At 65.4% G+C, this 24,914-nt stretch carries 18 protein-coding genes; 9 read left to right on the plus strand and 9 right to left on the minus strand.

Features of this window, described 5'->3' with window-relative positions; genetic code table 11:
* Nucleotides 1-12 precede the first annotated feature (12 nt).
* Nucleotides 13-1,527: a DEAD/DEAH box helicase gene (locus tag IHE57_RS13105; protein WP_209325061.1), complete on the minus strand. Its 1,515-nt coding sequence runs from the start codon at nt 1,525-1,527 to the stop codon at nt 13-15.
* A gap of 61 nt (nt 1,528-1,588) precedes the next feature.
* On the opposite strand from IHE57_RS13105, the gene IHE57_RS13110 reads away from it, so the two are divergent.
* Complete coding sequence (locus IHE57_RS13110; RefSeq protein ID WP_209325062.1) at nt 1,589-2,221, plus strand: ferritin-like fold-containing protein; 633 nt, start codon at nt 1,589-1,591, stop codon at nt 2,219-2,221.
* 160 nt (nt 2,222-2,381) lie between these two features.
* On the opposite strand, the gene IHE57_RS13115 is transcribed toward IHE57_RS13110, so the two are convergent.
* Both IHE57_RS13115 and IHE57_RS13120 read right to left on the minus strand, forming a co-directional pair.
* Nucleotides 2,382-2,603, minus strand: a complete 222-nt coding sequence (locus tag IHE57_RS13115; protein ID WP_209325063.1) for a DUF3107 domain-containing protein — start codon at nt 2,601-2,603, stop codon at nt 2,382-2,384.
* 121 nt (nt 2,604-2,724) lie between these two features.
* The gene (locus IHE57_RS13120) at nt 2,725-3,261 is read right to left on the minus strand and encodes a TetR/AcrR family transcriptional regulator (RefSeq protein WP_343071862.1); all 537 of its coding nucleotides are present in this window, start codon (nt 3,259-3,261) and stop codon (nt 2,725-2,727) included.
* A gap of 169 nt (nt 3,262-3,430) precedes the next feature.
* Between IHE57_RS13120 and IHE57_RS13125 the strand changes: the two genes are divergently transcribed.
* Both IHE57_RS13125 and IHE57_RS13130 read left to right on the plus strand, forming a co-directional pair.
* Nucleotides 3,431-6,793: a PD-(D/E)XK nuclease family protein gene (locus IHE57_RS13125; RefSeq protein ID WP_209373640.1), complete on the plus strand. Its 3,363-nt coding sequence runs from the start codon at nt 3,431-3,433 to the stop codon at nt 6,791-6,793.
* Entirely contained in the window at nt 6,793-9,978 is a 3,186-nt protein-coding gene (locus IHE57_RS13130) for an ATP-dependent helicase (protein ID WP_209373642.1), read from the plus strand. Before IHE57_RS13125 ends, IHE57_RS13130 begins: the two co-directional genes overlap by 1 nt.
* Nucleotides 9,979-10,023: 45 nt before the next feature.
* Here IHE57_RS13130 and IHE57_RS13135 read toward each other — a convergent pair whose 3' ends face one another.
* The gene (locus IHE57_RS13135; RefSeq protein ID WP_209373643.1) at nt 10,024-11,208 is read right to left on the minus strand and encodes a protein kinase family protein; all 1,185 of its coding nucleotides are present in this window, start codon (nt 11,206-11,208) and stop codon (nt 10,024-10,026) included.
* A gap of 159 nt (nt 11,209-11,367) precedes the next feature.
* On the opposite strand from IHE57_RS13135, the gene nudC reads away from it, so the two are divergent.
* Entirely contained in the window at nt 11,368-12,342 is a 975-nt protein-coding gene (gene nudC, locus IHE57_RS13140; protein WP_209325067.1) for an NAD(+) diphosphatase, read from the plus strand.
* Nucleotides 12,339-14,378 (plus strand): ATP-dependent DNA helicase UvrD2, encoded by a 2,040-nt coding sequence (locus IHE57_RS13145; protein WP_209325068.1) that lies wholly within the window; start codon nt 12,339-12,341, stop codon nt 14,376-14,378. Before nudC ends, IHE57_RS13145 begins: the two co-directional genes overlap by 4 nt.
* On the opposite strand, the gene IHE57_RS13150 is transcribed toward IHE57_RS13145, so the two are convergent.
* Nucleotides 14,355-15,257: a hypothetical protein gene (locus IHE57_RS13150; RefSeq protein ID WP_209373645.1), complete on the minus strand. Its 903-nt coding sequence runs from the start codon at nt 15,255-15,257 to the stop codon at nt 14,355-14,357. The genes IHE57_RS13145 and IHE57_RS13150 overlap by 24 nt on opposite strands.
* 532 nt (nt 15,258-15,789) lie before the next feature.
* Here IHE57_RS13150 and IHE57_RS16765 point away from each other — a divergent pair.
* A complete protein-coding gene (locus IHE57_RS16765) occupies nt 15,790-16,341 on the plus strand; it encodes a M48 metallopeptidase family protein (protein ID WP_366933955.1) in 552 nt (183 codons plus the stop codon).
* Here the strand turns inward: IHE57_RS16765 and IHE57_RS13160 are convergent.
* Nucleotides 16,325-16,879 carry an NUDIX hydrolase gene (locus IHE57_RS13160; protein ID WP_209373647.1) on the minus strand — a complete coding sequence of 185 codons (555 nt, stop codon included), beginning with the start codon at nt 16,877-16,879 and terminating at the stop codon, nt 16,325-16,327. The two genes, IHE57_RS16765 and IHE57_RS13160, sit on opposite strands and share 17 nt — an antisense overlap.
* Nucleotides 16,880-18,361, minus strand: a complete 1,482-nt coding sequence (locus tag IHE57_RS13165; RefSeq protein ID WP_209373649.1) for a zinc-dependent metalloprotease — start codon at nt 18,359-18,361, stop codon at nt 16,880-16,882.
* Nucleotides 18,362-18,532: 171 nt separating this feature from the next.
* Here IHE57_RS13165 and IHE57_RS13170 point away from each other — a divergent pair, with 171 nt between their 5' ends.
* Both IHE57_RS13170 and IHE57_RS13175 read left to right on the plus strand, forming a co-directional pair.
* Nucleotides 18,533-19,672, plus strand: a complete 1,140-nt coding sequence (locus tag IHE57_RS13170) for a YlbL family protein (protein WP_209373651.1) — start codon at nt 18,533-18,535, stop codon at nt 19,670-19,672.
* Between the two features lie 32 nt (nt 19,673-19,704).
* Entirely contained in the window at nt 19,705-22,689 is a 2,985-nt protein-coding gene (locus tag IHE57_RS13175) for a UPF0182 family membrane protein (protein ID WP_209373663.1), read from the plus strand.
* A gap of 36 nt (nt 22,690-22,725) precedes the next feature.
* On the opposite strand, the gene IHE57_RS16440 is transcribed toward IHE57_RS13175, so the two are convergent.
* Nucleotides 22,726-22,992, minus strand: coding sequence for a hypothetical protein (locus tag IHE57_RS16440; RefSeq protein WP_253720255.1), 267 nt, complete (start codon nt 22,990-22,992; stop codon nt 22,726-22,728).
* On the opposite strand from IHE57_RS16440, the gene IHE57_RS16445 reads away from it, so the two are divergent.
* Nucleotides 22,991-23,473, plus strand: coding sequence for a hypothetical protein (locus IHE57_RS16445; RefSeq protein ID WP_253720257.1), 483 nt, complete (start codon nt 22,991-22,993; stop codon nt 23,471-23,473). The genes IHE57_RS16440 and IHE57_RS16445 overlap by 2 nt on opposite strands.
* Nucleotides 23,474-23,592: 119 nt before the next feature.
* Here IHE57_RS16445 and IHE57_RS13185 read toward each other — a convergent pair whose 3' ends face one another.
* Entirely contained in the window at nt 23,593-24,729 is a 1,137-nt protein-coding gene (locus tag IHE57_RS13185) for an NAD(P)/FAD-dependent oxidoreductase (RefSeq protein WP_209373653.1), read from the minus strand.
* Nucleotides 24,730-24,914: the final 185 nt, after the last annotated feature.

Consider the following 24,914-nt stretch of genomic DNA (forward strand, 5'->3'; position numbering starts at 1 on the left):
GGCGCGAGCTGATCAGTCCTCGCTCGCTCCGCTCGTCGGACGGCCGCCCTGAGGCCGATTGACCGGCTTGCCCCCGCGAGTGCGGCGGCGCTGACGCTGACGACGCGGCTTCCGTTCCCCGTCACCGGAACCGGCGGACGAGCTGCGCCCATCGGAGGGCCCGCCTCGGCGCTCATCGGAGCCTCTCCGGCCGGAACCGCGTCTGCGATCGGAGCTGCGGCTCTTCCTCTCGCTGCTCGCTTCGTCCTCGCCCTCGGCATGCTGGCGTGGAAGACGCCCCTTGGTGCCCTTCGGGATGCCGAGGTCGGAGAAGAAGTGCGGCGAGGTCGAGTAGGTCTCTGCGGGTTCGTCGAAGTCGAGGCCGAGCGCTTTGTTGATGAGCCGCCAGCGCGGCATGTCGTCCCAGTCGACCAGGGTCATGGCGACACCCGAGTTGCCGGCGCGGCCGGTGCGCCCGATCCGGTGGACGTAGGTCTTCTCGTCTTCGGGGCACTGGTAGTTGACCACGTGCGTGACATCGTCGATGTCGATACCGCGAGCGGCGACATCGGTGGCTACGAGCACGTCCACCTTGCCCTCGCGGAAGGACTTCAGCGCCTTCTCGCGCTGGGCCTGACCGAGATCGCCGTGCAGAGCCCGGACGGCGAAACCGCGATCGCCGAGTTCGGCAGCCAGCTTGTCGGCGGTGCGTTTGGTGCGGGTGAAGATGATGGTGCGCCCGCGTCCCTCGGCCTGGAGCATGCGGGCGACGAGTTCGCTCTTGTCCATCGAATGGGCACGGTAGACGAACTGTGTGGTGTTCTTGCCCATCAGAGACAGGTCCTCATGGTCCTGTGCCCGGATGTGCGTGGGGTGATTCATGTAGCGGCGAGCCAGGGTGATGACCGCCCCGGGCATGGTCGCCGAGAACAGCATCGTCTGACGGTGGGCGGGCACCGCATTGATGATCTTCTCGACATCGGGCAGGAACCCGAGATCGAGCATCTCATCGGCCTCGTCGAGGACGACGGTGCGGACCCGATGGAGCTTGAGGATCTTCCGCCCGTAGAGGTCGAGCAGCCGACCCGGGGTCCCGACCACGACGTCGACGCCGGCCTTGAGGCGGCTGATCTGCGGGTCGAAGTCCATGCCGCCGTAGATCGTCATGATGTCGATATCGCGCTGCACGGAGGCGGTGACGAGATCGGCCGCGACCTGCTTGGCGAGCTCACGGGTGGGCACGACGACGAGAGCCTGCGGCAGGCGGATCTCCTCGGTGTCGGCCCGGCTGTCGGGAGTCGACTCCGGATCGGAGGTCACCGACGAGTCCTCCGTCTTGCCGACGACACGCTGGAGCAGAGGGATGCCGAAGCCCAGGGTCTTGCCGGTGCCGGTCTTCGCCTGCCCGATGATATCGGCGCCCGAGAGGGCCACCGGCAGCGTCAGCGCCTGAATGGGGAAGGGATGAGTGATCCCTGCTGCGGCCAGCGAGGCCACGATCGGTCCGGCGACTCCCAGCTCTGCGAAATCCGCTTCTGTCTCCGCCATATTCCAAACTCCTTTTAGCGCATGTGCGCTTGTCATGGCTCAGAACCGGTAGTCTTGAGCTATGCCCGATTCTGTCCCATTGGCTGTGAATGATGCTGCGACGCTCGCACTTCTGGCGTTCGGCGAGCTGACCGGTTTCGAACGTATGGCCACCAACGCGACGACCGCAGCGGATCTGGATGACAAGGTCATCCTGGCGCGGTTGGCCTCTCATTCATTCGCGAACTTCGAACAGCTCTCACAGCACATCGATCAGATGGGCCAGGATGTGATCGAGCTCTGTCAGCACTTCGAGCCGACCTTCAGCACTCTGGCTGAAAGGACTCGTCCTCGCGACTGGTACGAAAGCCTCATGAAGGGATTCGTCTTCGACGGAATCATGAGTGATTTCTACCGCACGGCTGTGGACGAACTCGCGGAGCCCGGATACAGCCTGGCTATTGCAATTCTCGATGATACACGGGCCAGCGATTATGCGCGCAATCGTCTGACCTCCGAGGTGGCCGAGGACACACAGCTGGCATCGCGTCTGGCGCTGTGGGGGCGCAAGCTCGTCGCCGAGACTCTCGGTCGGGCTCGCAGCCTGCTCACCGATCCGATCCTCGGCATCGACGAAGACCTCGTGGTCGAGATGATCCCCTCGGTGACCTCGAACCATTCGAAGCGGATGTCAGCCGTCGGCCTCGTCGCCTGACCTCGTCGCAGCCGGGCGCCCCGACCGGCACCGGAGTCGGCGGAAAGCGATGACCGCGCGGACAGCGAAGGGCCCCGGTCACGACCGGGGCCCTTCGCTGACTGTCTTCATTTCCTCCCGACCGTCTCGTCGCTGCGAGGAGAGCGGTGGGATCTGCCGCTCAGGCGCTGAAGCCGACGCGACGAGCGGTTTCGGCACCGATCTCGACATAGCCGAGAGATCCGGCGGGAACGAAGATCTGACGTCCCTTCGTGTCGGTGAACGTCAGCAGCCCTTCGGACTGGATCTTCTCCTCGATTCGCGCGGCAAGCGCCTTCGCGTCCTCGTCGGTCTCGAGAGTGATCTCCCGCTGAGTCTGCTTGACGCCGATCTTGATTTCCATGGTGCTCCTTGTGCGGATCCTAGGTGGCAGATGATGGACTGGTCTGTGTTCAGCTTAACGTCAGTTCACGGGAGTTTTCTTCCCGTCGGATTCAGCTCTGGGCTGATGCGGAGGCGACTGCTCAGCGCTGGGAGAAGGACCGCAGTCCGCCCCAGCTCATCTGAGTCAGCAGTGACACGGCGGAATCGACATCGACCCCCCGATGCGAGTCGAGCTGTTTGACCACGACTTCGGCGGTGCCGATGAGTGCTCGGCAGAGCAGCTGGGCCTCGTCGTCGTTGAGGCGCGTGAAGTTCTGCAGCGCCGAGACCACGCGGGCGGCCGAACGCTCACGCAGGGCGCGCAGCTTCTGCTCGGCCTTCGGCTCGTAGACATCCGAGTTGAAGATGATGACGAACTCTTCACGGTGGGAGACGACGAAATCGAAATAGGCGCGGTAGGTGGCGCGGACCTGCTCGTGCGGATCGGACGTCGAACCCAGCGCCTCCGCCAGACGGGAGTCGAGGTGTGCGGCCGAGGAGTCGATGAGCGCGAGATACAGATCCTGTTTGGAATCGAAGTGCTGATAGAGCACGGGTTTGGACACGCCGGCGGCCTCGGCGATCATGTCCATCGAGGTCGTCCGATATCCACGGGTAGCGAAGACGGAGCGTGCCACTGACACCAATTGGTCGCGGCGTTGGTCACGGGGCAATCTCTGTTGTGGACTCGACATTCTTCAATGCTACGCGACGTCCTGCCCCTCACCGGGCATGCGGGTCAGTCGGCGACGCGCCGGATCCGGGGGCGCGAGGAGCCGTGTCAGCTGCTCGTGGTGGAATACGAGTATGGAAGAGATGACGGAGGAGATGGGCGGCATTCTGCTCGGCGGCGGCTGCGTGAACATCATCGGTCGACCTGGCACCGGGAAGACGAGCCTGCTCGAATCGCTCTACTCGCATCTGGTGACCCGGATCGCTCCCGCCTCCGTCCTCGTGCTCACTCCCGACCGTGAGCATGCAGATGTGCTGCGTAACCGCCTCGAGGTGCCTGCGGATGCAGTGCTGTCGGCCGCCCCCGCCCGCAGCCTGTCCTCCTTCGCATACGGGATCTGCCGAGCCGCGCACACGACGAGAACCGGAGAGGACCTCGAATTCATCTCCGGAGCCGACCAGGACGTGTTCCTCGCAGATCTCCTCGCCGGTCACGAGCTCGGCCACGTCCGCGCGCCCGTCTGGCCCGCGGAGATCACCGCAGAGGTACGGTCGACCTCGGCGTTCCGCACCGAAGTCAGGGACGCACTCAACCGCGTGATGGAATTCGACTTCGGTCTGCGTGTGCCCGAGCCGGCGGACAACGGTTCCGAATCCGGTGAGTTCGTCTTCGACTATGGACGCAGCGCGCTCGATCGAGTCCTCGCACAGCATCCCGATCCTCGGTGGTCGGCCGTGGCCGAGATCCTCGACGAATATCTGGGCATCATGTCGATGCCGGGCTACGGAGGGATCGACTCCGCCACCGTCCTCGCCCTCGCAGCCTTCGAGATCTTCCGCGAACCCGCCGAGGTGACCGCGGGCAGACCCTGGACCTTCGCGCCCGATCCCGTGCCGACGGTGGTGCTCGCCGATGCCGTGCAGGACTTCCCGGCGGCCAGTTGGGGGATCCTCGATCAGCTGAGGCGTCGGGGCAGCGCCCTCGCCCTGTTCGGAGCCCCGGAGACGGTGACCGGCCGCTTCCACGGTGCGGACGCCTCGATCATCGACCGGGCCACGACGGACACGCAGTTCGATACCGTCGTCCTTGACCGGCAGCGGGACGCCCATCCGGGACTCACCCGGGTCGTCGACGGCTTCGGCGGCAGGATCACCACTCGCTGGTCCCTGGGACACATGCCCAGACCTCGCCCGCAGGCCGCAGGGGACGGCGCCGCTGGGGCAGGGGACCGGTCCGCTGGTCCTGAGGTCGCGGGCTTCGCAGAGCCCGCAGGGGCCGGCGCCCCGGCGGGGGACGACGCCCCCGTGGAGGCGGATCCGCAGTCCGATCCCGAAGTACGGGTGGAGACCCACGTGTTCGAAGGACATGCCTCGGGGCACCGGTATCTGGCCCGACGGATCACGAACTTCGTGGAGAACGGGCATTCCTGGTCGGATGTCGCCCTGATCTGCCGCAATTCGGCGACCGCTCGGACGATCGCGAACGAGCTGCGCGCCTCGGGAGTCTCGATTGCCACCCTGATGCAGCCGCTCAACGTCGACCCGGCGACCGCCCCGCTCCTGCAGCTGCTCTCGACGCCTCCGGACTTCGACGACGATGAGGCCATCGCCGAACTCGCCCTGTCCTTGGCCGGCAGCATCTATGTCCGACTCGACCCGGTGCAGATCCGCCGCTTCAGACGCACCGTGCGCAGACTGTTCCCCGCGCCCAGCAGCACGGCCTCGCTCGCCCAGGCCCTGCGCAGTCCGATCGGCGATTCGTCTCCCCAGGGTCTGGCGACGATCTCGCGCATGCTCCATGCAGCGGCCGAGGTCGGGACGGCCGATCCCCATCAGGCTCTGTGGACGATCTGGGAGGCCGCCGGAGTGGCTCAGAGGTGGCAGACCGAGGCGCTGCGGGATCCGGAGTCGGTGACCCACGGCTACCTGGACTCGGTGCTGCGCCTGTTCGCGCTGGCCGAGAAGATCGCTGACCGCGGCGGATTCACCGCTCGCTCCTTCGCCGGAATCGTCGCTGAACAGGACATCGCGCAGGACTCCCTGGCCGACACCGCCGGATTCGCCGATCATGTGCGGGTCGGTACGCCCGCCTCGCTGGCCCATGTGCGGGTGCCGTTGGTCATCATCGCCGATGTCAACGACGGAGTCTGGCCCAACCCGAAGCTGCGCGGCGGCATCCTCGGTCTCACCGATCTCGCCTCGGTGCTGGCCACCGGGGTGACGGTGACGGGAGACCCCGGATACCACTCGCACGCGAAGCGAACGAATCTGCGCGAGGAGGGCGAACTGTTCTACACCGCATTGAGCCGGGCTCAGGAACAGGTGATCGTCACGGCCGTGACGGATGCGGAGACCGAGCCCTCACCGTTCTTCGACGTTCTGGCAGCCGGGACCGTCAGGGGCACCGAGGCGGCCGACGGCTACGCGATCACCCACGAGGACGAACTGCCCCCGCTGACCCTGCCGGAGATGGCCGCTCATGCGAGAGCTCATCTGCTGCAGGCCGCCGCGCACCGCGCAGACGCGCAGCTGGACCCGGAACGCGGGAACGACGACCACTGCGAGGCCGCGCACACAGCCGAGGCGGCCTCTCCCGACGAGGAGACTCGGACCTGGGCACAGCTGATGAGAGCTCTGTCGGCGGCGAGCCCGGCGGTCGAAGGGCCGGAACGGTGGCGCGAATCCGAGGACATCACCTCGACCGAGCCGCTCTACACCTCCGCCGACACCGTTCGGGTCTCGCCATCGCAGGTCGAATCGTTCACCGATTGTCCCCTGCGGTGGTTCCTCACCCGCAACGGCGGGGACCGCCCGAGCTCCACAGCCCAGAACCTCGGCACCATCATCCACGCGGCCGCCGAGAAGCATCCCGAAGGGCCGACCTCTGCGATCCGCGCCTATGTGCAGCAGGAATTCGAGTCACTCGAGTTCGACGCGGACTGGGAGCGCGAGCGCGAACTCGACGTGGCGATGAAGATGGCCGACCGCCTCGGCGAATACATCGTGAACGCCCCCGGCAGGCTCGTCGGAGTCGAAGCGCAGGTCTACGCCGTCGGCGTCGACGCCGAGGGACGGCAGTGGAAGGTCACCGGCCGCCTCGACCGGGTCGAGGAGGTCGAGGGCGGCCTGCGGATCGTCGACTTCAAGACGGGCAGGAACGTCGTAGCCGGAAAGGAGATGGACCGGCACGCACAGCTGGGCGTGTACCAGGAGGCGATCAACTCGGGAACCATCACGGTCGGAGAGGATCAGAGGCTCGACGCTCGCGCCTTCGGGGCCGAACTCGTCTTCCTGCGCAACTCCTCTCGCACCGTCAGGGAGCAGCCGGCCCTCGAGATCGCTGACGATCCGGGGTGGGCACGAGAGCTCATCTCCGACGTGTCCGGCCGGATGCGAGCGGCGACCTTCCCCGCCCGAGTGGAGCCGGAGAAATGTCAGAGCTGTCCCGTCCGTTCGTCCTGCCCTGCGATCGGACCGAAGATGCTGGAGGAGAACTGATGCGTTTCAGCGCCGAGCAGCTCGCGCGACTCACGGCGGCCGACCCCGCCCAGGCCTTCCCGCCCAGCCCCGAACAGCGGTTCATCATCGAAGCCGACCCGCAGCAATCGATGAAGGTCACCGCCGGTGCGGGGTCCGGCAAGACCACCGTCATCTCCCAACGGGTGGTGTGGCTGGTGGCCAACGGGTACGTGTCCCCGGAGGAGATCCTCGGACTCACATTCACGCGCAAAGCCGTCGGCGAGCTCGGAGGACGCATCCGCGTGCTCCTGTCCCGACTCCGGCACAGGCTCGGGCAGGGCCAGGACCTGTCGCTGCCCGGCCTGGACAATCCCACAGTGTCGACGTACAACTCCTATGCCGCCTCGATCGTGAGCGAACACGGGGTCAGCATCGGCATCGAACCCGAGACGGTGCTGCTCGACGATGCCGCCGCACACACCCTCGCGGGAAGCCTCATCGACTCCACACCCCCGGACGAGATCCCCGGCAACTTCTCCCGGGAGACGATGATCGCCGACATCATCGCGCTGGCCGGAGCCATGAACGATCATGGGCGAAGCGTCGAGGAAGTCACCGACTACCTCGAGCAGTGTCTTGCCGCACTCGTGTCCAGCAAAGGCAAACCGGTCGACCCGAACGGACGACGAGCGAAGATCGAGGCGAAGATCAGAACGGCACGATTGGCTGATGCCTATATGCATGCGAAGCGGCGGAACCTGGCCATGGACTTCTCCGACCAGGTGAGATTCGCGCAGCGGATCATCGACCGCGTGCCGGCCGCAGCCGAAGCCGAGAGAGCGCGGTGGAAGATCGTCCTCCTCGACGAGTTCCAGGACACGTCGGTCGCCCAGCTCAAACTGCTGCGCGACCTCTTCCACTCCGCCGCCGTCACCGCCGTCGGAGATCCCCGGCAGGCCATCTACGGCTGGCGAGGTGCCAGCGCCGACAACATGATCCGCTTCTCCGCGGACTTCAGCGACGTCGAATCGCTGACGCTGAGCACCAGTTGGCGCAATGACTGCTCGATTCTGCAAGTGGCCAATCGCATCGCCGACGGTCTGAGCGACAGCAGCGAGACCCCGCTGTCTGCCCGCGACGGTGCCGGCGACGGGCAGGTGAGCATCGAGATCAGCTCGGGAGCTCATGATCCGGACTACCTCACCAACGGGCTGAGAGCACTCACCGAATGGTTCCGCACCGTCCCCGAGGGCTCGACCAAAGCAGTGCTGTGTCGCAAACGATCACATTTCGCCCCCGTCGCCGCCGCTCTCAAGGCCGCAGGCTTCGGAGTCCATGTGCACGGATCGTCCGGGCTTCTCAGCGATCCCTTCGTCGCCGACCTCAGGGCGGTGCTCACCGCGGCCGTCGACCCGATGGCCGGCGACGAGCTCATGCGGCTCATCAGCGGGCGCATGCTCGGACTCGGCGCCGGCGACATCGCCGGACTGCAGACCTTCACCCGCAGGCAGACCGAACGACGTCAGGCGGAGCGGGTCGGAACCGGGACCGACCCGGAGGAAGTCATCGTCGAAGCCATCGACCAAGCGACCATCGTCGAGGGCCTCGACGAACTCCTCGACGTCCGACGCGCCCTCGACCAGGGTGCGCGATCGGCAGCGGAGAAGACGCTGGTCGGGGACTTCCAGGGCGCGGGGCTGAGCCGAGAAGCGCTGCACCGACTGGTCAGGCTGGCCCGGGCGCTGCGCACCATCCGGTCCGGGACCGGGACCATCTCCGCGATCATCCGCACGGCGATGTCGGAGACCGGCATCGACTCGGACATCTGGGGGCTCAGCGGTTCCCTGCGCAATCTGCACAGGTCCGCCGTCGATTCCTTCCTATCGGCGGCCAGCCAGTACTCGGCCACCGACGATCGCCCCTCGATCGCCGGCTTCCTGTCCTGGCTCAGTCTCATGGAGGCTCACGATGCTCTCAACACGGTGGAGCCGACAGCCGCTGCCGATGCGATCAACATCATGACCGTCCACGCTTCGAAGGGACTGGAGTTCGATGCAGTCGCCGTCCCCTCACTCGTGGTCAAGGACTTCCCGACCGAACCGCGCGACAAAGAAGGATGGATGGATCGCACGGCCCTGCCGTATCCGCTGCGCGGCGACCGAGCGCATCTCGTCGACTTCGACCTGCGAGAGGCCGAGTTCGAGACGAAGAAGGCACTCGACGAGTGGATCGGGGACTTCATCCGACCGCGCATCGCCGAGGCCCATGTGGCCGAAGAGCGGCGTCTTGCGTATGTCGCCTTCACCCGTGCCAAACGATATCTGTGGCTCGGTGCCGAGCTCATGGGCTCGAGAACTGTTCCCGACGAGCCTTCCCCGTTCCTCACCGAGGCGATCGAAGTGCTGGGAGCGGAGGTGGAGATTCCCGAGCCGGCGGACGAATCGGCGGAGGACAGAATCGAGACCACCCCGTGGCCGGTCTCGCGCACCAACCAGGTCGCAGCGGCTCAGAGAGCTGCCGACTGGGTCGACGAGAGCCCGAACGTCGGCCTGGAGGCCCTGACGGAAGAACCCGGCCCTGTCGGACGCTATGCGGCACAGGCTCTGCGCATCGGAGATCGACCCGAGACTGGTTCGGCCGCGGGCATGCCCGACCGCCTGTCCGCGACAGCGATGGTCGCCTGGCGGCGTGACCCGCAGGGCTTCCGCACCCAGACGCTCCGACCGATTCCGACCCCGCCCAGCCGGGCGGCCGAGATCGGCACCGCCTTCCACTCGTGGGTCGAACAGCATTTCGGGCAGTCGAGCATCGACATCGGTGATGATGAGGTCTCGCGACCGATCGACGCGGACACGATCGAACGGCTGCAGAAGACCTTCCTGGACTCCGAGTTCGCCACTCGAAGAGCAGACCATGTGGAGATGTCGTTCGAACTCGTCCTCGGCAGGTTCCGGGTTCCCGGCAAGATCGACGCCGTGTTCATCACCGACGGGCACGCCGAGGTCGTCGACTGGAAGACCTCGAAGAAGCCCGAAGCCGACGTACTCGAAGTGATGAAGTGGCAGCTGGCGCTCTACCGGTTCGCGATACTGCGCGCGCACCCGGAGATCACCGAGGTGACCGGAACCTTCTTCTTCGTCGGCAGCGATGAGATCGTGCGCTTCACCGAGCTTCCCGACGAGGACGAGGTCATCCGATGGCTGGAAGACAATGACATCGCCTGAGTGAACCTCGGCCTGCAGGAAGACCGCTCTCAGGGATCCGGAGACTCAGGGGCGATCCGATTGCCGGCCGGTGTCGTCTTGTCCGTCCGAGGCCGGGTCGATGTCGGGTGCGGCATCGCCGGCGTCGGCGGTCGGTCGGGCCCGCGGGATGAAGACATCGCTGCGCTGTCTCTCGGTGATCGCAGCCTCGACCCCGCCGGCCTCCGAGTCCGCGGAACGCTCGGGTCGCGGGGCACCGGGCGAGTCGTCGCCGGCGGCTGCGGAGGCTGCAGCGGAATCCGCGACGGTCTCCTCGCCCCGCCCACCGCCGGAATCGGAACCGGTGGCCGGAGCGGCGGCGAAGAGAACATCATTGAATGATGCCAGGAGGTCGGCGGCGTCCTGAATGGCGCTCTCGTCGCCGGAGTCGACGGCTTCGAGGAGCCAATCGAGCACAGCGAACTCGGCCAGGAGTTCGGCGCGGGCGACGACGTGATCATCAGCGCGGGGGCGGGAACTGCGATACTCCTCGAAGAACGTCGACAGGGCCGCCGGGTCGATGAGCGCGGAAGCCGCAGCCAGATCGACAGCAGGGTCCGCGACCCGCAGCCGACCGATCTCGGACAGTGCGAGCACCCGCTCCTGGTCCGTGTAGACACTCATCTCGTCGATGGATCCGTGGATCGGGGTGGCAAGGAAGTGCCAGAGAGCGACCTTCTCGAACTCCTCTTCCCAATGCTGGAGCAGAGCGGAGGGAACCCGTCCGGTGCTCGCGGCCTGATCGAGTCGTTCGAGGATGAGGAACTGCGACCGTGAGGGATCCTCGACCGGGAAACCCGCTTCGGAGACCGACTCGGGCGCGGCCGAGTGCAGCGTCGCCAGAGCCTGTGCCAGCGAGCTGGCCCGAGCCGTGTCGGCGATGGGCACATCGCCCAGAGGCGCCCCGGGCAGCGGATCGACGAGGGTCACGGTCGTGGGAGTCGAGGTGCCGAAGTATTCGGCGTCGACCTCGGTGAGGGCCCGCAGATGCGGCCATGTGAAGTCGGCGTGCGGGTACATGGCATCGTAGATGCGCCCCGCCTCGGCGGCCGAACCGGTGTCCGCGGTGCGGTCGAGGTGGGTCTGAGCCGTCGCCACGAGCTGCTGCCGGTCGTCGGCCAGCAGGACTCTGACACCGTCGTCCAGGGGCGGCAGGGGTGTCCATTTCGTCGGGGCGAAGCCGTCGAGCATCGTCGCCGCGATCGCAGTCAACTTGAGCGCCTTGTTATCCACCTTTCCCAATCTACCGTCTGCCCCGCGCTGAGACACGGGACGCGCCGCCGAGCGTGTCAGCCGCAGCCGAGCAGGGCGGCCGGACGACGCTCGCTTGCGGGCCGGGACGTGACAGAGCCCTGAGATATCGTGGAGAGCATGAAGCCATTGCCTCTCGTGCAGCCGATCAGCCTAGCCCGCCATGGAATCGATCGAGATCATCTCACCCGGGGAGGGGACGGAGATCTGACTGAGATCTGGGAGTCCGAAGCGGTTCCGGTCTTCGAACATCGCGGGAGTCTGCTGGTTGCCGCCGGTGGGCTGTTCCTCGGCGACCGCGATCTGGTGCCCGAGGGCCAGACCGAGATCTACCTCGGCAGGGATGCTCAGGGGGCGCGGTACATCGGCGTGTCACTCGATGACGCCGGGCGCAGCCGCCTCGATTCCGCTTTGGAGATCTTCCGTGCCCGTGACGCCAGTGACCTGCTCACCGCCCCCGGCGGCATCGACAGCACCGAGCCCGTGTGGCTGCCCCTGCGACAGCTGGCCGAAGCCCTCGACGACGTGCAGGTGTCCCTGGCCTGTGAAGTCGTCGGAGTGGGGAATTGGCATCGCGCCCATCAGTACTCTCCGCGCACCGGCGCTCCGACCGCACCGGCGCTCGGCGGTTGGGTGCGCCGCGACCCGGAGACCGGCAGCGAGCACTTTCCGCGCACGGACCCCGCCGTCATCGTCGTCATCGTCAACACCGATGACGATGGTGTCGAACGTGTGCTGCTGGGCAACAACGCGGCGTGGGAAGCCGATCGGTATTCGCTCCTGGCCGGGTTCGTCGAACCCGGAGAGACACTCGAACGCGCGGTGATCAGAGAGATCTGGGAGGAGGCCCACCTCGAGGTCACCGACCCCAGGTACCTCGGGTCCCAGCCGTGGCCTTTCCCCTGCTCACTCATGCTCGGATTCTCGGCCGAAGCTCCCAGTCGCGAATTCGCCGCCGACGAGGCTGAGATCGCCTCCCTGAAATGGTTCACCCGGGATGAGCTGCGCACGGCCATTGCGGAGAAGGCCGTGCGCGCCCCGTCGACCGTCTCCATCGCAGGCCAACTCCTGTACAGCTGGTTGGACAACGCGTGAACGCTTCGGCCACGGCCCTTCTCGAGGCCCTGGACGAGGAGCAGCGAGACGTCGCCACCCACTTCGACTCTCCGGTGATCGTCCTCGCCGGTGCCGGCACGGGCAAGACCCGAGCCATGACGCACCGCATCGCCTATGGGATCGCCACCGAGGTGTTCCCGCCCAACCATGTCCTGGCCCTGACCTTCACGGCGAAGGCGGCGGGGGAGATGCGCTCGCGCCTGCGCGGACTCGGTGTGCCCGCAGTGCAGGCACGCACGTTCCACTCCGCAGCTCTGCGCCAGCTGCGCTACTTCTGGGATCGTTTCGCCGAGGGGGATTTCCCCCGCATCATCGAGAACAAAGTCGGCATCATCGGGTCGGTGATGCAGAGCCTCGGAATGGAGACCAGTCGGGAAATGACCCGAGACGTCGCCTCCGAGATCGAGTTCGCCGCGGCATCGCTGCTGGGCATCGAAGACTATGCGACGAAGGCGGCCGCACGCGATCTGCCGGGACAGCTGGGCGTCGAGGACATGGTCCGGATCTTCGAAGCCTATGGTGAGGCGAAGACGCGAGGACGGCTGCTCGACTTCGACGATGTGCTGCTGGTGCTCTCCGGGGTCCTGGCGGAATATCCGGCGATCGCCGCAGAGATCCGCGACCAGTACCGGCACTTCGTCGTCGACGAATTCCAAGACGTCTCACCACTCCAGTTCGATGTGCTCTCCCGCTGGCTGGGCCCTCGCGACAATCTGTGCGTCGTGGGCGATCCCGCGCAGACCATCTACTCCTTCGCCGGCGCCGATGCGAGCCTGCTCGGATCACTCAACACCACCATGCCCGAGGCCAGAACAATCCGACTGGTCCGCAACTATCGGTCCTCACAGGCGATCGTGACCACCGCCAACAGCCTCCTCAGACATACGTCGAAGAGTGCTCTGACCCTTCGAACGGACAATCCTGTGGGTCAACAGCCGAGCATGGTCGAATACCCGACCGATGAGGCCGAAGCCGCAGGAGTGGTCGATGCGATCTCAGCAGAGATCCGAGCAGGACGTCGCCCTCGGAACATCGCCGTGCTCTTTCGCACGAATGGACAGAGCCCAGCCTACGAGCAGGCACTGGCCGCAGCAGGGATTCCCTACGTGCTGCGGGGAGGGGAGCGCTTCTTCGCGCGCAAAGAGGTCAAAGAGGCCGTGCTCATGCTCAAGGCCGCACGAGTCACGTCTTCCGGCCGCCCGCTTCCCGAAGCCGTCGTGGAAGTGCTGGGCTCCCTCGGCTTCACTGGCGAACCGCCGGGCCCAAGCGCCAGCCGGCAGAGATGGGAATCTCTCAAGGCCCTCGTCGACCTCGCGGAGGGACACCAGGCCGGCCAGGAGCTGCCGGTGCCGATGGAGACCTTTCTCGCCGATCTCGCCGATCGTGCCGAGCACCAGTTCGCTCCCGACATCGAAGGCGTCACTCTGGCGTCCTTCCACGCCGCCAAGGGACTCGAATGGGACAGTGTGCACCTGGTCGGCCTCAGTGAGGGGCTGCTGCCGATCAGCTACGCACAGACGCCGCGGGCCATCGCAGAGGAACGGCGCCTGTTCTATGTGGCGTTGACCCGTGCCGGCAGACAGCTGCGGATGAGCTGGTCGCTCGCCCGCTTCGACTCCAAGCAGAAACCCCGCCGATCATCCCGATTCCTCTCCGAACTCGGACAGCTCGACCAAGCTATGGGGCAACCACGGAAAGCCGATGATACGGCCGTTCTCAATCGCTGCAGCCGGTGCGGACGCACACTCGTGTCGCAAGTCGATCGCGCCCTCGGGCGCTGCTCCGACTGCCCCGCCGATGTCGATCTCGAACTGCTCGACCGGCTGCGGCGCTGGAGAGTCCGTGTGGGGATGGAACAGGGTCTTCCGCCCTACCTGGTCCTCACCGACACCTCTCTGTCCGTCATCGCTGAGAACCGTCCACGTGATCTCGACGAGCTCGCTCGTGTGCCCGGCGTCGGCGCGACGAAACTCGAGCTGTACGGAAAGAGCCTACTGGACCTGCTCTCCGACTGATCCGAAGTCCGGCACGGGTGCACGGCAGTGACAGCGATCGTGGAAGGCCAGCCCTTCCTCACTGACAGTTCCCGCATCGAGCGAGATGATGCGACGCGCTGGGTCGAGCTCTGGCCGCAGCAGGGCATGTCGCAGCAGCTGAACGGCATGTGCCGCGCCGAGGACACGAGCGAGAGGGTCGGACAGGCTCTCGCGCTCGGGGAGCGCACGGATGCGCGAATGCTGATCGAGCCACCCCGCGTCGGCGTCCTTCCGGTGCAGACAGGAACAGACTGTGCACGGTGTGCGTCCGGGGCGGATGAGGCCCGTGACCTCCACAGCGGACTCGCCGAGGACCACTTGGCAGTGATCGACCTCACGGTCGCTGAGCCACATGGCCGAATGGAGATCGGGAACCAGGTGCGAACTCGTAATGACGAGCGGGGCGGCCATGAGGTCGAGTTCCTCGATGCGCCCTGCTGAGGAGATGGCAAACCCGGTGGCAGCGAGGTGGCCCTCGAGAATGGCCTGCAGCGGCCCGGTGACGAGCACTGGCCGAGAGGCCAGGGCCTGCGAGACTCGGCCGGGAGACAGGCCGTAGCTGTGGGCAGCTGCGAAGACGGGAGAGCCCTTCGGCACTGCACCGGTGTCCGCACCGTCGGGAATGAGCACTCCGGCTTCGCCGAGCAGCGTGATCAGGGAACTCGCTCGGCCGAGATCGGCGCCGAGCTCTTGGGCGCGAGCATAGAACTGGGACGAGCCGATGCCGAGCCGGAGATCTTCGATGAGAGTGGCATCGGCCGGGAGCAATCCGTCGATGAGGATCGGATCGTCCGCGCCGAACTGAATGCACGAGGACGAACGCCACGTGATGGGAACACTGGGAAATATTCTGAACATCGGGGCCCCTTCGCCTCGCCTGCTGTGAGGACTTCCACAGTAGTGAACGGCGAGGGGAATGGCCATGGAGCACGAGAAGCTGTGGACAACTCTGTGGAAAACGATTGAGGACAGGCCGGAAAGCGTCTTCCGACATGCCCTCAACCGCATGATGCCCCAGGCGCTCGCGGAGACTCGTGCGGCTTCCCCTTCCGCACGCATCTCCGGGTTTTCCGGGGTCAAGCATAGAACTTATTCTGCATTCGCCCTCGCGTCAATGCGTCCTCATGCACAGACACGTCAACAGCTTGTGGACAGTCTGTGGATATCGCCGCAGAGATTGTGGAGGAAAGGTGCCTTGAAAGCCGCCGAGGCTGTTGATGAACGGCGCTCGATGAGGGGCGAGCCCTCGGTGGGCAGGGAAATCGAGGACGCACGCGGCTGTGGACGGTCGCAGCGAGGACCAGCGAACCAGAATACTCAGGAGATTCACAAAGTGTGAGCACGGGTGCTCAAGCGGTTCTGCGTCAGTGAGGTTTCCTATGATGGTGCCGTGGCCAAGCGAGAGCAGTGGAACGAAGAAGAGGTGCTCCGGGCGATCGCCCGCGGCGAGATCGAGGTGCGCAGATCGGCGCGCCGGAAGAAGACCGTGGCCGTGTCCAAGGAGATCGACACCTATGTGCTGCGCGCTCCGGTGCGCTACAGCGTGGAGGCGAACGTCCGGTCGTTGACCGATCTGCTGAATCGCCTCTCCGCACGTGACCATTCGTCCGCCGCTGACCTCGTCGAGGTCGCCGAGGAGATGAGCAGACGGTATTTCGAAGGACGGCTGCGTCCGGCGTCGATCAGGTGGGTGACGAATCAGAACATCAGCCGATGGGCGTCGACGACGACGTCGACAGGAGACATCCGGATCTCCCATCGGCTCCAATCAGTGCCGCGTTGGGTGCTCGAGACGGTGGTGGTGCATGAGCTCGTCCATCTGCAGATCGGTCCGCATTCGAAGGAGTTCCATGCGCTGGCGGATCGCCATCCGCGGCAGGCAGAGGCAAAACTCTACCTCGAGGGCTTCAGTGACGGAGAGCGCTTCAGCCGCAGGCGCTGAGAGATGCGACCGCAGACCGGTAGAGGTCGGGCAGTCGAGCCGGCAGATCGGGCATGAGGTCTGACGGCAGCTCTCCCAAGGGGAACCAGGCGACGTTGAGGGACTCCGCAGACGCGCTCGGCGACTCGGCCACCGATGCCCGGGCGGCGAAGACGACATCGAAATGACGGGTGCAGGCTCCGAACGCTGAGGACAGATCGTGGACATGCAGGTCGATCGGCGCAGGGGAGACCCAGGCGAAATCGGCCAGCCCGCTCTCCTCCTCGGCTTCCCTCCGGGCGGCCTCGCGGAGGGAGTGGTCGATCGGTTCGAGGTGCCCGCCGAACTGTCCCCACAGCTGCGCCTTGCCATGATGATTGAGCAGCACCGATTCCGCACTGGGATCGAACACCAGGCAACTGGCCGTGAGATGGTGCGCGCCGCCGTCACGGCGCAGGGAGTCCGCTCCCTGCTGTGCGAAGAGTTCGGCGAACTCGGAGACGAACGGATTCGAGGGCGCCCGCCCGACCTCTCGGCGGGCAGCTTCGAGATCGATCATTCAGCGGCCGTCGGTCTCGTCGGATTCCGGGTCGTCTCCTGTCGAGCCCTCGGATGAGGAATCGTCGTCTGCTTCGCCGGTCGAGTCTTCGGTCGTCGATTCGGCCGGCCCTGAGCCCGTGACCGAGTCTGTGCCGTCGGCTTGCGACGGCACAGATCCGTCGATGCCGTCTAGGCCTTCGGCGAGGATGCGGCTGAGTGCCTCGTCGATGCTCGACTCATTGGTCCACTCGGCCTGACGGCGCTCCGAGTACCCGAGCGGATCGTCGAGGTCCTGAGTGGTGGGCAGCAGGTCCGGGTGGGAGAAGACGTTGTCCCTGGCCTCGGCACCGCCCTGCGATTCGAGGTAGGCGAACAGGGCAGCGGCGTCCCGGAGGCGCCGAGGGTTGAGCTGCAGGCCGACGAGGGTGGAGAAGGTCTTCTCCGCCGGTCCGGCGGTGGCGCGGCGACGACGCAGCGCCTCGCGGATCTGATCGCGGCCGGGCAGGTGCGCGCAGGCTTCGTAGACGACGACATCGACCCAGCCGGCGATGACGGCGAGCAGATTCTCCAGAGAGGTCAGCGCCTGCTTCTGGTCATCTGTCGTCGGCGGATTGAACAGACCCTGGCGGATGTTCTCGCTGAGATCGGAGATGTTCGACGGATCGATGTTCGATGCCATGTCCTCGATCTGCGAGGTGTCGACCTTGAGCCCCTGTGCGTAGCGGGTCAGTGCGGTCTCGACTTGGGCGCTCAGCCACGGGGCGCGCTCGAACAGAGCAAGGTGGGCGAGCTCCTGAGCGGCGAGATAGATGCGGACCTCGGAGGCATCGACGTCGATATCGGTGGCGAACGCGTCCACGTTGGTCTCGACGAGGACGGCGGTGTCGTGAGGCAGAAGGGGCAGGCCCACCTCGGTGCCGGTCAGGACGCTCTCGGAGAGCGCTCCCACGGCCTGGCCGATCTGCATGGCGAACATCGAATCGCTCATCGAGCCGAACATCGACGATGCACCCGCTAGGATGCCCTTCATCTCTGCCGGAACCTGGGACTCGAGGGTCTCAGTCAGAGCCGTGGACATGTTCTCCTTGATGGGCAGCACGAATTTCTGCCAGCCCGGCATCGTCTCGCTGACCCAGTCGGCGCGGCGCAGCGGAGTGGCCGTGCGATTGGCCACGGAGAATTCGGTCGCCTCGGCGAGCCACAGCTCGGCCAGACGGAAGGCGTCGGTGGTGGCGCGCTTCGCCTCCTCGCTCACCGCAGGATCGGGAGTCGGGACGGCTTTCTGCGCGATCGAGACCGCCTGGCCCTGCGGGTCGGCGCCCTGACCGAACAGGCCCTGCATCTGATTCATGATCGTCGCCATCATCGACGGGTCGATCTGGAAGCCCTGCGGCATGCCGGACTCGTTCTTGTCATCGCCCTGACCGGGGCCATTGGCGCCGAAGAGCATTCCGAAGATCTGCTCGAACGGATTCTGCTCGTTGTTGTTGTCATCGGTCATTGTTCTACAGCCCCCAAGAATCGGTTTGACACCCACGTTAACGGTTTCATATGTGGGAAGCTTCCCAATTCGCGGAGGTTTCGCAGGATGTTCGCACCGGGCGAAAGGAGTCTGTGAACCCGACCCTCAGCATTCAACTAGACTGGTGGGGCGGTGCAGCGAAAGGAATACATGACAGAGAACGCCCCTCGGGCCGTGCCGGTGCCAGCGGCGCCGACCCGCGGCACCAGACGTCGACGAACTCCACGTCTGTCCACGACCTCGGGTGTTCTGACCTACGTCTTCATCGCTGTGGCCGTGCTTCTGCCGGTTCCGTACATGCTTCAGCTGCCGGGACCGGTTTTCAACACCCTCGGCGATTACCAGGGCGATTCGATGATCAGCGTCTCTGGTGCCGAAACCTATCCCACCGATGGGCGGATCGACATGCTCACGGTGGCCGTGAGCGGCGGACCGGGCCGTGATGTCTACGCGTCGCAGGCTCTGGGCGCACTGCTCAACGGCCAGGAGACCGTGATTCCCACCGAGGCCTACTATCCGCTCGACACCACACGCGAAGACGTGGCCGAATCGAATGCGGTCGAGATGTCCTCGAGTCAGGACGTCGCGGTTGCGGCGGCCATGGAGCAGCTGGGCAAGTCGTACTCTGTCCATCTGCTCGTCGATGACGTCGTGAAGGACTCCCCGGCCCGGGGCAAGCTCCGCAAGGGAGACCGGATCATTTCGGTGAACGGGAAGAAACTCGATTCCGATCCCGCTGCTGCGCAGATCATGAGCAGCACCGTGCAGTCGGCGGAGTCCGTGGATCTCGTCATCGATCGTGACGGGAAGAGCGAGAAGCTCAGCCTGAAGCCCGCTGACATCGAGGGACGCAAGGCGATCGGCATCACCATGAAGCAGGACTTCGAGTTCCCGGTCGACGTGAAGTTCAATGTCGAAGGTGTCGGAGGCCCCTCGGCGGGCACGATGTTCGCTCTTGCCATCATCGACGAGCTCACCCCGGGAGCGATGACCGGCGGCAAGCACGTCGCGGGCACAGGGGAGATCGATCCTTCGGGGACGGTCGGACCCATCGGCGGAGCCCGCCAGAAGGTGGCCGCAGCGACGGAGAACGGAGCAACGCTGTTCCTCTCACCCGCCGACAACTGCGCGGAAGTCCTCTCGGCCGCCGACCAGTCCAAGATCACGGTGGCGCGCATCGACACGCTCGATGACGCGGAGACCGCCGTGGAGCAGTACGCCGCCGGTGACACTTCCGATCTTCCGAAGTGTTCCGCCGATGGCGCCGACAACAATGAGAAAGGGCAGTAGTGAGCACCTCGTCCTCACCCCACTCCGCACGCATGCCGGCGAATCGGCCAAGACGTTCGCCGCTGCTGCTCACCCTCGTATCCGTGGCGGTTCTGCTGATCGCCTTCATCTCCTTCACTCAGGTCTACACCGAGGTGCTGTGGTTCAGGCAGATCGATGCCGCGCAGGTCTTTCGCAAGATGTGGGTCACTCGCGGCCTGACCTTCCTCGGCGGCTTCATCCTCATGGCGGTGCCCGTGTGGGTGAGTCTGCATTTGGCGTACCGGCATCGTCCCGTCTACGCTCCAACGACGCCGCGCCAGGAGAACCTCGACCGGTACCGTGAGGCGATCGAACCGCTGCGCAGAGTCGCGACGATCGCCATTCCCGCCGTCGTCGGCCTGCTCGCCGGAATCACCGCCTCGGCGCATTGGAACACGATCCTCGAATGGATGAATTCCACCTCCTTCGGCTCGAAGGACCCGCAGTTCGGCCTCGACAAGTCATTCTTCGTCTTCGTGCTGCCGGGGCTGCGCCTCATCGGCAATCAGCTCGGCATGGCCCTGCTCATCGCGCTCATCGCCGCGCTCGTCGCCCACTACCTCTTCGGCGGAATCCGCCCGGGGGAGCAGAAGGGCGTGATCCTGACGAAGACGGCGCAATGGCAGTTGGGCATCACCGTGGCGGTGCTCGTCATCGTTCAGGCCGGTCGCCTGTGGCTGGCTCGCTACGACCGACTCACCGCCGCCGGCGGCATCGTTCCCGGTGTCACGTACGTCGATGACCACGCCGCGCTTCCCGCCATGGCGATCGTCGCGATCGCCGCCGTGCTCGTGGCACTGCTGTTCGTCTACACCGCGTGGAAGGGCAACTGGCGGATCTCGATCATCGCCACGCTCACGCTCATCGTCCTCGGCGGTGTGTCGATCATCGCCTACCCGGCAATGATCCAGCAGTTCCAGGTCAACCCCTCGCAGCAGAGCCTGGAATCGGAGTACATCCAGCACAATATCGACGCCACCCGCGATGCCTTCGACTTCGACGACATCGAGGTGACCCCCTACGAGCCGAGCACCAGCGGTGAGAAGGGCGCGCTGCGGAAGGACGCCGAGACCGCAGCCTCGATCAGACTGTTGGATCCGAACCTCGTCTCGGACACCTTCCGGCAGCTGCAGCAGGTGCGTCCCTACTATTCGTTCCCGCAGAAGCTCGACGTCGACCGCTATGACATCAAAGGCGAGAAGCGCGACACCGTCATCGCTGTCCGCGAACTCGCTCCGAGCTCGGTGAACAACCAGAGCTGGTTCAACCGGGCCATCGTCTACACCCACGGCTTCGGCGTGGTCGCAGCCAACGGCAACCAGCGCAACCCCGATGGCGAACCGACTTTCATGGAATCGGACATTCCGCCGAAGGGTGAGTTCCCCCAATACGAACCGCGGGTGTACTTCGGAGAGTCCTCACCTGACTATTCGATCGTCGGTGCCGAGAAGGGAGCGACTCCGCGCGAACTCGACTACCCCTCGGATGAGAAGGGCGGCTCCGGCCAGGTCAACAACACCTTCGCCGGTGATGGAGGACCGTCGGTCGGCAACGTGTTCAATCGACTCGCCTATGCGCTGAAGTTCCAGGACGAGCAGATCCTGCTCTCGGACGCACTCAACGAAGAATCGCAGATCCTCTACGATCGCCACCCGCGCGAACGTGTGGAGAAGCTCGCCCCGTTCCTCAAGATCGACGGCGATCCGTACCCTGCCGTCGTCGACGGGAAGATCAAGTGGATCCTCGACGGCTACACGACGGCCGAGGACTACCCGTACTCGACCCCGCAGCCGCTGCAGCAGGCGACCGAGGACTCGACCACGGCGACAGCGCCGAATTCGGTGGCGACGCTGCCGGACGATGAAGTGAACTACATCCGCAACTCGGTGAAGATCACGGTCGATGCCTACGACGGATCGGTCGACATGTACCAGTGGGACAAGGACGATCCGGTGCTCAAAACCTGGATGAAGGTGTTCCCCGGCCTCATCAAGTCCTCGTCGGAGATGTCCGGTGATCTTATGAGCCACGTCCGCTATCCCGAGGACATGTTCAAGGTCCAGCGCGATCTGCTCGCAAAGTACCATGTGACCACGGCCAGCGAGTTCTACTCCGGTCAGGACTTCTGGACCCTGCCGACCGATCCGACGAAGAAGGCCAGCAGCGGACTGACTCAGCCGCCGTTCTACATGACTCTGCAGATGCCGGGTCAGGAAGCGCCGTCCTTCTCGCTGACGAGCTCGTACATTCCGGCTCGGTCGTCTGAGGGCCAGTCGCGCAACAACCTCACCGGGTTCCTCTCGGCCGACGCCGACGCAGGAAGCAAGAAGGGCGAGACGGCCGACAGCTACGGAAAGCTGAGACTGCTCCAGCTGCCGCGCAATACGACCGTGCCCGGCCCGGGACAGGCGCAGAACAACTTCAACACCGCTCCTGACGTCCAGCGCAGCCTCAACCTGCTGCGTCAGGGCGAGTCCGAGGTGGAGAACGGCAACCTGCTGACCCTGCCCATCGGCAATGGTCTGCTCTACGTGCAGCCTGTTTACGTCCGGTCTGCCGGTGAGACCTCATATCCGCTGCTGCAGCACGTGCTCGTGGCCTTCGGCGAGGACATCGGCTTCGCTCCGACCCTCGACGAGGCGCTCGACCAGGTGTTCGGGGGAGACTCCGGCGCCAAGGCCGGCGATGCCGGCACCGAGGACAGCGGCAGCGGCGATTCCGGAGGCTCCTCCTCGGCAGGCAAGGACTCCGGTTCGAAGTCGCCGGACAAGGCCCTCAACGACGCTCTGCAGGAAGCGAAGAAGGCCATGGAGGACTCGGACGCCGCACTCAAGAAGGGTGACTTCGAAGAGTACGGCAAGGCTCAGAAGCGGCTGAAGAACGCCATCGATGACGCCGTGGCGGCCGATCCGTCGATCGCCGAGGACGGCACCGGGGGCAAATCCTCGGCTCCCGCCTCGGAGCCGGCTGAGCAGGGAGGAGACTCCGGCAACTGATCCGGTTCGTCTTCGGCTCGCCTGACCGAGTCGACGTCACACGCCCCCGAGAGCATCGGCTCTCGGGGGCGTGGTCGTTCCTGGGGAATCAGGTGCCGACGGTGAACCGTGCGGAGCTTCGAAAGCGACGCGCCGGCGGTGCCACTCGCCGAACTCCTCCGGCAGTGCGGTCACGCAGTCCTTGCCCATCCGGTCGGTCGCCAGCGGGCTGTCGCCGGACAGGAGGTTGCGGTCGCGCACGGTCGCTCCCGGCATATCGTCGTTGACGATTTCGAGTCCGTCCTGCTGCAAGGCCTCGATCATGTCCCAGAGTGATGATGAGCTTGTCGTCGTTCTGGAAGTGATCCAGCGCGGCCTGGACATCCTCGGCGAACGGGATGACGTTCATCGCACCGTGGCCTCCGGGAATGAAGATCGCCGCGTAGTCATCCAACCCGTTCGCGATCACATCGGCAAGCCTCCGAGGATACTTGAACGCTGCTTCGGTGCTCTCCCAAGCCGAGGCCACGGCTTCATCGTCGTGCGAATGGGCCCACCATTCGAACTTGCCCGGCCCGCCGGAGAGCGTGGCCACGTCGACGCCGTAGCCGGCCTCAAGCATGTGGTGGAGGGGCAGCAGGGTCTCCACGGGTTGGTTGCCGGTCGAGAAGTACTTGCCGTTCTCCATCAGCATGTACCGCTCTTCGGTGGCGAGAGTGAGGATCTTCCACCTCGCGCCGGAGTGCTTCTCGTCTGTGGCCAGACCGTCGAAATCGGTCGTGGCGGCGGTGTACTGGGTGGGTGAGCAGGGACTGGGGAAGAACGCGTTGTCCTCGGCCGGGTCCGGAGTCGGGGTGCGGTCCTGGGTGCTCGCACGAGTGAACAGGGATTTTGGAGACAGGGCGATGAGAGACCCGCAGCGGGTCAGTGACCGCCGCCATCATGGCGTGCCGTGGCGGTGGGGAACGGGGCGAGTTCCGATGCTGGATCTCCGAGGATGCTGCGGGCCGCGGCATCGCCGAGCAGCGGACCCAAGGTGAGACCGCCTGCTCCATAGCCGGTCATCGTCCATAGACCAGGCCTTCCCGGCACCTCTCCGACGATCGGCAGGTTGTCGTCGCCCATCGGGCGGATCCCGACTCGGGTCTCGACGAGGGAGGCATCGGCGAGGCCAGGGGCCAGGCTGAGCGCGTCCTGGAGAACCTGCAGCTGCCCGGCGGCAGTGATGCGGGGATCGTAGCCGCTGCCGGATTCGCGTGTCGCACCGACTGCGATTCGGCCGTCGTCGAACGGGGTGATGTAGTTGGGTGTGAAGGGGTGGACTGTCGGCCACGGAGAGGTGTTCACGCCTCGGAGACGCAGATGCGTGATCTGACCGCGCTGCGGGTTCACTGCACAATCCACGTCGAGCGGAAGCAGCAGCTCTCGCGTCCTGGCTCCTGCCGCGACGACGACGGCATCGACGTCGGTCGACTGCCGCGTCGTCGTCACTCTCCATCCGGCCCCTCTGAGAGGTTCGACAGCGAGCACGGAGTCCTCGTGGTGCTCGGTACCGAGGATGACGGCTGCGGTCAGCGTGGCATTCCTGAGGACGCGGCCGTCGACGCGTCCGCCGCCGGAGACGTATAACCCTGTCAATTCGGAGGAGAGCGCGGGAAACAATTCGCTGACCTGTGTGCTGTCGACGCGCTCGAGCTTTCCCGCGACGGAGCCGGACGCGGCAACCCGTCGCGCAATCCGGTCTTCGACGGCCTCGAGTTCTGCCGCCTCCCTCGATACCATCAGGGCACCGGACCGTCTGTATCCGAGTTCTGCAATTCCGAGCTCATGGAGACCGGCAAGGAACTCAGGATAGTAGTTGCCGCCAGCGGAGTACGCTTCGTAGAAGTCGCCGTCCGAAGAGGACACCCAGGGAGCGATGATCCCAGCGCTGGCAGCAGTTGCCTGCCCAGCTGCTGCATCGTCGAGCAGAGTCACTGCTGCGCCCCGGCGCGCAAGCCCGTAGGCCGTGGTGACGCCGGCGATTCCTCCGCCGATCACGGCGATCTTCATTGTGTTCATTCTTGACGGTTTTCCTTTCGTCCGACTGGCCGGGCGGCTGGGCAGCCGATGAGCTCGGCTGTGACAACAGGATAGGTCGTGGTCGTTCGAAGGGCCGCAGGTGAATGAGGGTTATAGGCCAAAATGTGTGTATGGGCAGGGCGTGTCGATGCTGGTCTTCACTGGGATCTGCCGCCCCAGCCCTT

Source organism: Brevibacterium renqingii, from assembly GCF_017808105.1.
Classification (GTDB): domain Bacteria; phylum Actinomycetota; class Actinomycetes; order Actinomycetales; family Brevibacteriaceae; genus Brevibacterium; species Brevibacterium renqingii.

Coding starts and splice junctions, on each gene's coding strand:
- IHE57_RS13160 (WP_209373647.1), bottom strand. CDS start 16,879: ATGATCGATCTCGAAGCTGCCCGCCGAGAGGTCGGGCGGGCGCCCTCG.
- IHE57_RS13105 (WP_209325061.1), bottom strand. CDS start 1,527: ATGGCGGAGACAGAAGCGGATTTCGCAGAGCTGGGAGTCGCCGGACCG.
- IHE57_RS16440 (WP_253720255.1), bottom strand. CDS start 22,992: ATGATCGAGGCCTTGCAGCAGGACGGACTCGAAATCGTCAACGACGAT.
- IHE57_RS13165 (WP_209373649.1), bottom strand. CDS start 18,361: ATGACCGATGACAACAACAACGAGCAGAATCCGTTCGAGCAGATCTTC.
- IHE57_RS13130 (WP_209373642.1), top strand. CDS start 6,793: ATGCGTTTCAGCGCCGAGCAGCTCGCGCGACTCACGGCGGCCGACCCC.
- IHE57_RS13110 (WP_209325062.1), top strand. CDS start 1,589: ATGCCCGATTCTGTCCCATTGGCTGTGAATGATGCTGCGACGCTCGCA.
- IHE57_RS16445 (WP_253720257.1), top strand. CDS start 22,991: ATGTCCCAGAGTGATGATGAGCTTGTCGTCGTTCTGGAAGTGATCCAG.
- IHE57_RS13175 (WP_209373663.1), top strand. CDS start 19,705: ATGCCGGCGAATCGGCCAAGACGTTCGCCGCTGCTGCTCACCCTCGTA.
- IHE57_RS13125 (WP_209373640.1), top strand. CDS start 3,431: ATGGAAGAGATGACGGAGGAGATGGGCGGCATTCTGCTCGGCGGCGGC.
- IHE57_RS13170 (WP_209373651.1), top strand. CDS start 18,533: ATGACAGAGAACGCCCCTCGGGCCGTGCCGGTGCCAGCGGCGCCGACC.
- nudC (WP_209325067.1), top strand. CDS start 11,368: ATGAAGCCATTGCCTCTCGTGCAGCCGATCAGCCTAGCCCGCCATGGA.
- IHE57_RS13115 (WP_209325063.1), bottom strand. CDS start 2,603: ATGGAAATCAAGATCGGCGTCAAGCAGACTCAGCGGGAGATCACTCTC.
- IHE57_RS13150 (WP_209373645.1), bottom strand. CDS start 15,257: ATGTTCAGAATATTTCCCAGTGTTCCCATCACGTGGCGTTCGTCCTCG.
- IHE57_RS13185 (WP_209373653.1), bottom strand. CDS start 24,729: ATGAACACAATGAAGATCGCCGTGATCGGCGGAGGAATCGCCGGCGTC.